The sequence below is a fragment of the Delftia sp. CH05 genome, from assembly GCF_009827015.1.
GTDB lineage: Bacteria > Pseudomonadota > Gammaproteobacteria > Burkholderiales > Burkholderiaceae_C > Comamonas > Comamonas tsuruhatensis.
The window spans coordinates 1-5797 of record NZ_WUMG01000086.1 but is presented as its reverse complement, the minus strand read 5'-3'; the positions used below and the strand labels follow the sequence as shown (position 1 = coordinate 5797).

Genomic DNA, 5797 nt, shown 5'->3' with positions numbered 1-5797 from the left:
GGCACGGGCAGGGCAGGGGCCGGCGCGGCCGTGGACCAGAACTCGGCCTCGACCATGGGCTCGTCGGCCTGCTTCGGGGGGCGCACGGTCCACAGCATGGCGGCCACGAGCAGCCCGTGCGCGGCCACGGCCATGGCCCACGAACGGGTGCGGCCGCGCGTGCGCGGCGGTGCGAACTGGTCGTGGTCTTGCAGGTTGGGCATGGAGTCGAAGGCGGGCGGCGCTGCTTACTGGGAGGACTTGACGCCGAAGGCCACGCGCTTGACGCCGGCCGATTGCAGGGCCGACATGGCGGCCATCACGGTCTCGAAGGGCAGCTTCTTGTCGGCCGAGATCAGCACGGCGCTGTCGTCGCTTTGCTGGTCCTGCCAGCTCCTGGCGACCGCGCCCAGTTCCTGGATCGTGACGGTCTTGTCGGTGCTGCCGGCCTTGATGCGGATGCCGCCGTCCTTGTCGATCATCACGTCGGCGCGCTTCGGGGGCGTGCGCGCGGCCTTGCCGGCGCTGGGCACGTTGATGGAGCCCGGCGTGAGCATGGGCGCCGTCACCATGAAGATGATGAGCAGCACCAGCATCACGTCGATGAAGGGCACCATGTTGATCTCGTTGACGGTGCGGCGGCTGCGGCCGCCGCGCGAGGCTACTGCGGGCATGTGCTCACTCCTTGCAAACTGTGCGCGACTTCAATGGCCGGACGGGGTGCTGGAGCCGGTCGCACCCACGTTGCGCTGCAGGATGTTGGAGAACTCTTCGATGAAGGTTTCCTGCTGGCTGGCCACGCGGTCGATCTGGTGGGCGTAGCGGTTGTAGGCCGTGACGGCCGGGATGGCGGCGAACAGGCCCATGGCCGTGGCCACCAGCGCCTCGGCAATGCCGGGGGCCACGGTGGCCAGCGTGATCTGCTCCATGTTGGCAAAGCCGGTGAAGGCGTGCATCACGCCCCAGACGGTGCCGAACAGGCCCACGTAGGGAGAGACCGAGCCCACGGTGCCCAGGAAGGACAGGCCCGATTCGACCTCGTCCATCTCGCGCTGGAAGCTGGCGCGCATGGCGCGGCGCGTGCCGTCCATCAACTGGTTCACATCGGCGATGCGGCGCTCGCGCAGCTTCTGGTACTCGCGCATGCCGCTGGCGAAGATGCGTTCCATGGGGCCGCCCTGCTTGGCATGGTGGGCCGCCGAGGCATAGAGGTCGTTGAGGCTGGTGCCCGACCAGAAGTCCTGCTCGAAGCCGTCGTTGAGCGTGCGCACGCGCTTCAAGGTCTGCGACTTGCGGAAGATGGTGGCCCAGCTGGCCACCGAGGCGCCCACAAGGATCAGCATGACCAGCTGCACGACCCAGCTGGCCTGCAGCACGAGGCTGAGTATGGACATGTCATGGGAGTTCATGAGAGTTGCTCCAGGATGCGGTTCGGAATTCTTGCGGGGCGCATGGTCGAGCCATCCACCCATCCAATGCGGATCGTGCCTTCGCACAACAGGGGCGGCGGCGCATTGCCATCGCCGGCGGATGCCAGCAGCGCCTGCTGGCGTATTGTCAGCGAAGCGCGGCCGCTGCTTTGCAGCTCGGCGGTAACAAGGAGTTGGTCATCGAGCCGGGCCGCCCGCAGGTATTGCAGCTGGGCCTGGGTTACGACAAACATGCCGCCCGTTTGTTCCCGCAACTGCTGCTGGCCTATGCCCAGGGCGCGCAGCCACTCGGTGCGGGCACGCTCGAAGAACTTCAGATAGTTGGCGTAGAACACGATGCCGCCGGCATCGGTGTCCTCCCAGTAGACGCGGATGGGAAATTCGAAGGCCATGTGCGGCGGGCCTCAGGCCAGCAGGCGCTGCAGGCGGCGCACGGCCTCCTGCAGCTGTTCCATGGAGTTGGCCGTGGAAAAGCGCACGAAGTCGGCGGTCTCGAACGTGCCGAAGTCGCGGCCCGGCGTGATGGCCAGGTGGGCGCGCTCCATGACGGCGTAGGCAAAGTCCCAGCTGCCCTGGACGCCGAGCCTGGCGGCAGCGGCACGGCAGTCGGCCCAGGCGTAGAAGGCGCCGTCGGGCTGTACGGGCACGCGCAGGCCCAGGGCCTCGAGCGCGGGGATGAAGAAGTCGCGCCGGGCCTTGAACTCGGCGCGGCGGCGTTCGTACTCGGCAATGGACTCGGGCTCGAAGCAGGCCAGGGCGGCGCGCTGCGAGACGGTGCTGGCGCAGATGAAGAGGTTCTGCGCCACGCGCTCGACCACGGGCACCATGGCCTCGGGCACCACCATCCAGCCCAGGCGCCAGCCCGTCATGTTGAAGTACTTGCTGAAGCTGTTGATGCTGATCACGTCCTCGCCCAGCGCCAGCGCGGTCTGGCCGAAAGCCGCATCGTACGAAAGGCCCAGGTAGATCTCGTCGATGATGGTCAGCCCGCCCCGGGCGCGCACCACGTCAAGGATGCGGCGCAGCTCGGCCGGTGCAATCGAGGTGCCGGTGGGGTTGGAGGGCGAGGCCAGCAGCACGCCGCGCGTGTGCGCGTTCCAGGCGGCCTCGACCTTGTCGGCGCTCAGCTGGTAGCGCTCGGCCGCCGTGGTCGGCACCATCACGGCCCGGCCTTCGGCTGCGCTCACGAAGTGGCGGTTGCAGGGATAGCTGGGATCGGGCATGAGGATTTCGTCGCCCGCGTCGATGGTCGCCAGGCAGGCCAGCTGCAGCGCGGCCGAGGCGCCGGCCGTGACCACGATGCGCCGCGCCGGCACATCCACGCCGAAGCGCTGCGCATACCAGTGGCTGATGCGCTCGCGCAGCTGGGGCAGGCCCAGGGCCGGCGTGTACTGCGTGGCGCCGTCCTGCACGGCACGGGCCGCAGCCTCCTGCACCAGCGGGGGCGCGGTGAAGTCGGGCTCGCCGATGTTCAGGAAGATCATCGGCGTGTCGCTGTCCGCGCAGCCGCGCGCCATCTCCTGCGCCGCCTTGGCGATCTCCATCACGTAAAAGGGCTCAATGCGGTCGGCGCGGGTCGAAAACTTCATGACGGGTGAAATCCTGAAAGAGGCGCCCGCGCCCGGCAGGCGCGGGCGGGCCAGGGACGGCCGGATGCGGCGGGGCCTGTGCCCCGGTGGATGCAGGCGCGTGGCAGGACGCGCTTCAGCCGGCCTGGCCGGCCGCGTCGTCGGCCGCAGGCGCGGCCGGCGCAGCAGGCGCTGCGCTGCTCTTTGCGGCGCGGTCGTGTGCCACCTCATCGGCGCGCAGCGTGGGCGCCAGGCCGTTGAGCACGGCGTTCACGTACTTGTGGCCGTCGGTGCCGCCGAATTCCTTGGCCAGCTCGATGCACTCGTTGAGCACCACGCGCCAGGGCACGTCCATGCAGTGCTGGAATTCATAGACGCCTATCCACATGCTGGCGTGCTCGATGGGCGAGATCTCGGCCATGGTGCGGTCCAGCTTGGGGGCGATCAGTGCGTCCAGGTCCACCTGGGAGTTGATGCAGCCGCGCAGCAGCGCGTCGTAGTGCACCGAGTCGGCCTTGTGAAAGCCCGACAGGTCGCGCGTGAAGCGGTCGATGGCCTCCACGTCGTTGCCGCCCACCAGGTGCTGGTACAGGGCCTGCAGCGCGAATTCACGCGCGCGGCTGCGGTTGGACTTGGAGGCGGCCTTGCGCGCGCCGGTGCTGGTCAGGCCGGTGCGGCTCTGGCGGGGAGGGCGTGCGGAGGCCGGTGTGGAGTGTTCGTCGCTCATGGTCGGTCAATGGTTTGGAGCAGGTTGGCCATTTCCACGGCGACCCGGGCCGCGTCGCGTCCCTTTTCGGTCTGGCGTGCAATGGCCTGCTCGGTGTTCTCGGTGGTGATGATCGCGTTGGCGATCGGCAGCTGGTAGTCCAGGGCCAGGCGCGTGACACCCGCGCCCGATTCGTTGGCCACCAGCTCGAAGTGGTATGTCTCCCCACGGATGATGCAGCCCAGCGCCACCAGGGCGTCGTAGCGGTCGGACTCGGCCATCGCCTGCAGCGCCACGGGCACTTCGAGGGCGCCGGGCACGGTGACGTGGTCGATGTTTCCGGCCTGCACGCCCAGGGCCAGCAGCTCTTCGCGGCAGGCCTGGGTCAGGCTGTTGGTGATGCTTTCATTGAAGCGGGCCTGCACGATGCCAATGCGCAGTTGCGCACCATCAAGATTCAGGGCCTGGCCCTTTTCTGCGTTCAACATTTCTTATTCCTTGGGGATGTAGCCGCTGATTTCGAGGCCGTAGCCGGCCATGCTGGGCAGGCGGCGCGGCTGGCCCATGAGCTGCATGCGCTGCACGCCGCACTCGCGCAGTATCTGCGCGCCCACGCCATAGGTGCGCAGGTCCATGCGGCCGCGCTCGGGCGCCTGGGCGGCGCGTGCGCTGCCGTCGAACTGGGCCAGCAGCTGGTCGCCGCTTTCGCCGCAGTTGAGCAGCACGGCCACGCCGTGGCCCTGGCGGGCGATGTATTCGAGGCTGGTGTCCAGGCTCCAGGAATGCAGGGTGCGGCCGGTCTCCAGCGCGTCCAGCACGGACAGCGGCTCATGCACGCGCACGGGCACGGGCGTGTCGGCATCCCACTGGCCCTTGACCAGGGCCAGGTGCACGGACTGGCTGGGCAGGTCGCGGAAGGCATGGGCGATGAACTCGCCATGCGCCGTCTGCAGCGGGCGCTCGCCGACCTTGCTGAGCAGAGTTTCGTTGCGGCTGCGGTACTGGATCAGGTCGGCAATGGTGCCGATCTTCAGGCCGTGCTCGGCCGCGAACAGCTGCAGGTCGGGCAGGCGGGCCATGGTGCCGTCGTCCTTCATGATCTCGCAGATCACGGCGGCGGGGCTGCAGCCGGCCAGGGCGGCGAAGTCGCAGCCGGCCTCGGTGTGACCGGCGCGCATGAGCACGCCGCCGTCGACGGCCTGCAGCGGGAAGATGTGGCCCGGCTGGACCAGGTCTGTGGGCTTGGAGTCCTTGGCCACGGCGGCCTGCACGGTACGGGCGCGGTCGGCGGCGGAGATGCCGGTGGTCACGCCCTCGGCCGCTTCGATGGAGACGGTGAAGGCCGTGCTGTACACGGTGCCGTTGCGCGCGGCCATGGGCGGCAGCTTCAGGTATTCGCAGCGCTCGCGCGTGAGCGTCAGGCAGATCAGGCCGCGGCCGAAGCGCGCCATGAAGTTGATGGCCTCGGGGGTGACATGGTCGGCGGCCAGCACCAGGTCGCCTTCGTTCTCGCGGTCTTCCTCATCGACGAGGATGACCATGCGGCCCGCGCGCATGTCGGCAATGATGTCTTCCACCGGCGAGATGGGCACGGGGGACGTGGAGTTGTTCATGGAGTGCCTTCTGGAGGAGCCGGGTCGTGCGGACGGGGCGCGGCACACGCGCCGGCTTCCTCGGCCTGGCAGGCGTCAGAAGTGGGCTTCCAAAGAACGTGTGGCGCGGCGCAGCCGCTGTCGGCAATCGGCATGACCCGGAATGACCTTGCGAAAGCGCACATTCTATTCCAGCGGCCATCGGCCGCAGGCGGCGCGGGCTTTGGCCGGATTCAGGGGCCGGGGTCCTGCAGCACCACATCGCCTTCGGGATAGGCGATGCAGGGCAGTACGCAGCCCTCGGCCCGCTCCTCGCGCGTCACGCCCGGCCATTCGATCTCGTAGCGCACGCTGCCCGACACCAACTGCCCGATGCAGGTGCGGCAGGTGCCGTTGCGGCAGGAACTGGGCCAGTCCACGCCGCCCTGCTCCAGCGAGTGCAACAGCGGCTGGTCGGCCCAGGCATCGACCTGCAGACCGCTGGGCGTGAGGCGGGCAGTGAAGAAGGGCGGGGAAAAAGGG

The 5797-nt window shown here is 68.7% G+C and carries 8 protein-coding genes and 1 pseudogene; all 9 read right to left on the bottom strand.

Annotation, left to right across the window (positions count from 1 at the left end; translation table 11 throughout):
• Window positions 1–203: pseudogene (locus GRX31_RS30045) on the bottom strand (cell envelope integrity protein TolA); the annotation flags it as partial.
• Between the two features lie 24 nt (window positions 204–227).
• Window positions 228–653 (bottom strand): biopolymer transporter ExbD, encoded by a 426-nt coding sequence (locus GRX31_RS30040; protein ID WP_016453907.1) that lies wholly within the window; start codon window positions 651–653, stop codon window positions 228–230.
• Window positions 654–683: 30 nt separating this feature from the next.
• Entirely contained in the window at window positions 684–1388 is a 705-nt protein-coding gene (tolQ, locus tag GRX31_RS30035; protein ID WP_016450454.1) for a protein TolQ, read from the bottom strand.
• Window positions 1385–1801, bottom strand: a complete 417-nt coding sequence (ybgC, locus tag GRX31_RS30030) for a tol-pal system-associated acyl-CoA thioesterase (RefSeq protein ID WP_016450455.1) — start codon at window positions 1799–1801, stop codon at window positions 1385–1387. Before ybgC ends, tolQ begins: the two co-directional genes overlap by 4 nt.
• A 12-nt stretch (window positions 1802–1813) precedes the next feature.
• Window positions 1814–2998, bottom strand: coding sequence for a pyridoxal phosphate-dependent aminotransferase (locus GRX31_RS30025; RefSeq protein WP_160856205.1), 1185 nt, complete (start codon window positions 2996–2998; stop codon window positions 1814–1816).
• A 115-nt stretch (window positions 2999–3113) separates the two neighbouring features.
• Window positions 3114–3704: a transcription antitermination factor NusB gene (gene nusB / locus GRX31_RS30020; protein ID WP_016453904.1), complete on the bottom strand. Its 591-nt coding sequence runs from the start codon at window positions 3702–3704 to the stop codon at window positions 3114–3116.
• Window positions 3701–4171 (bottom strand): 6,7-dimethyl-8-ribityllumazine synthase, encoded by a 471-nt coding sequence (gene ribH, locus GRX31_RS30015; protein ID WP_016450458.1) that lies wholly within the window; start codon window positions 4169–4171, stop codon window positions 3701–3703. The genes nusB and ribH overlap by 4 nt, the downstream gene beginning before the upstream one ends.
• 3 nt (window positions 4172–4174) lie before the next feature.
• Entirely contained in the window at window positions 4175–5296 is a 1122-nt protein-coding gene (gene ribBA / locus GRX31_RS30010) for a bifunctional 3,4-dihydroxy-2-butanone-4-phosphate synthase/GTP cyclohydrolase II (RefSeq protein WP_016450459.1), read from the bottom strand.
• Between the two features lie 212 nt (window positions 5297–5508).
• Window positions 5509–5797, bottom strand: a 289-nt coding sequence (locus tag GRX31_RS30005) for a 2Fe-2S iron-sulfur cluster-binding protein (RefSeq protein ID WP_160856203.1), incomplete at its 5' end; no start/stop codon positions are given.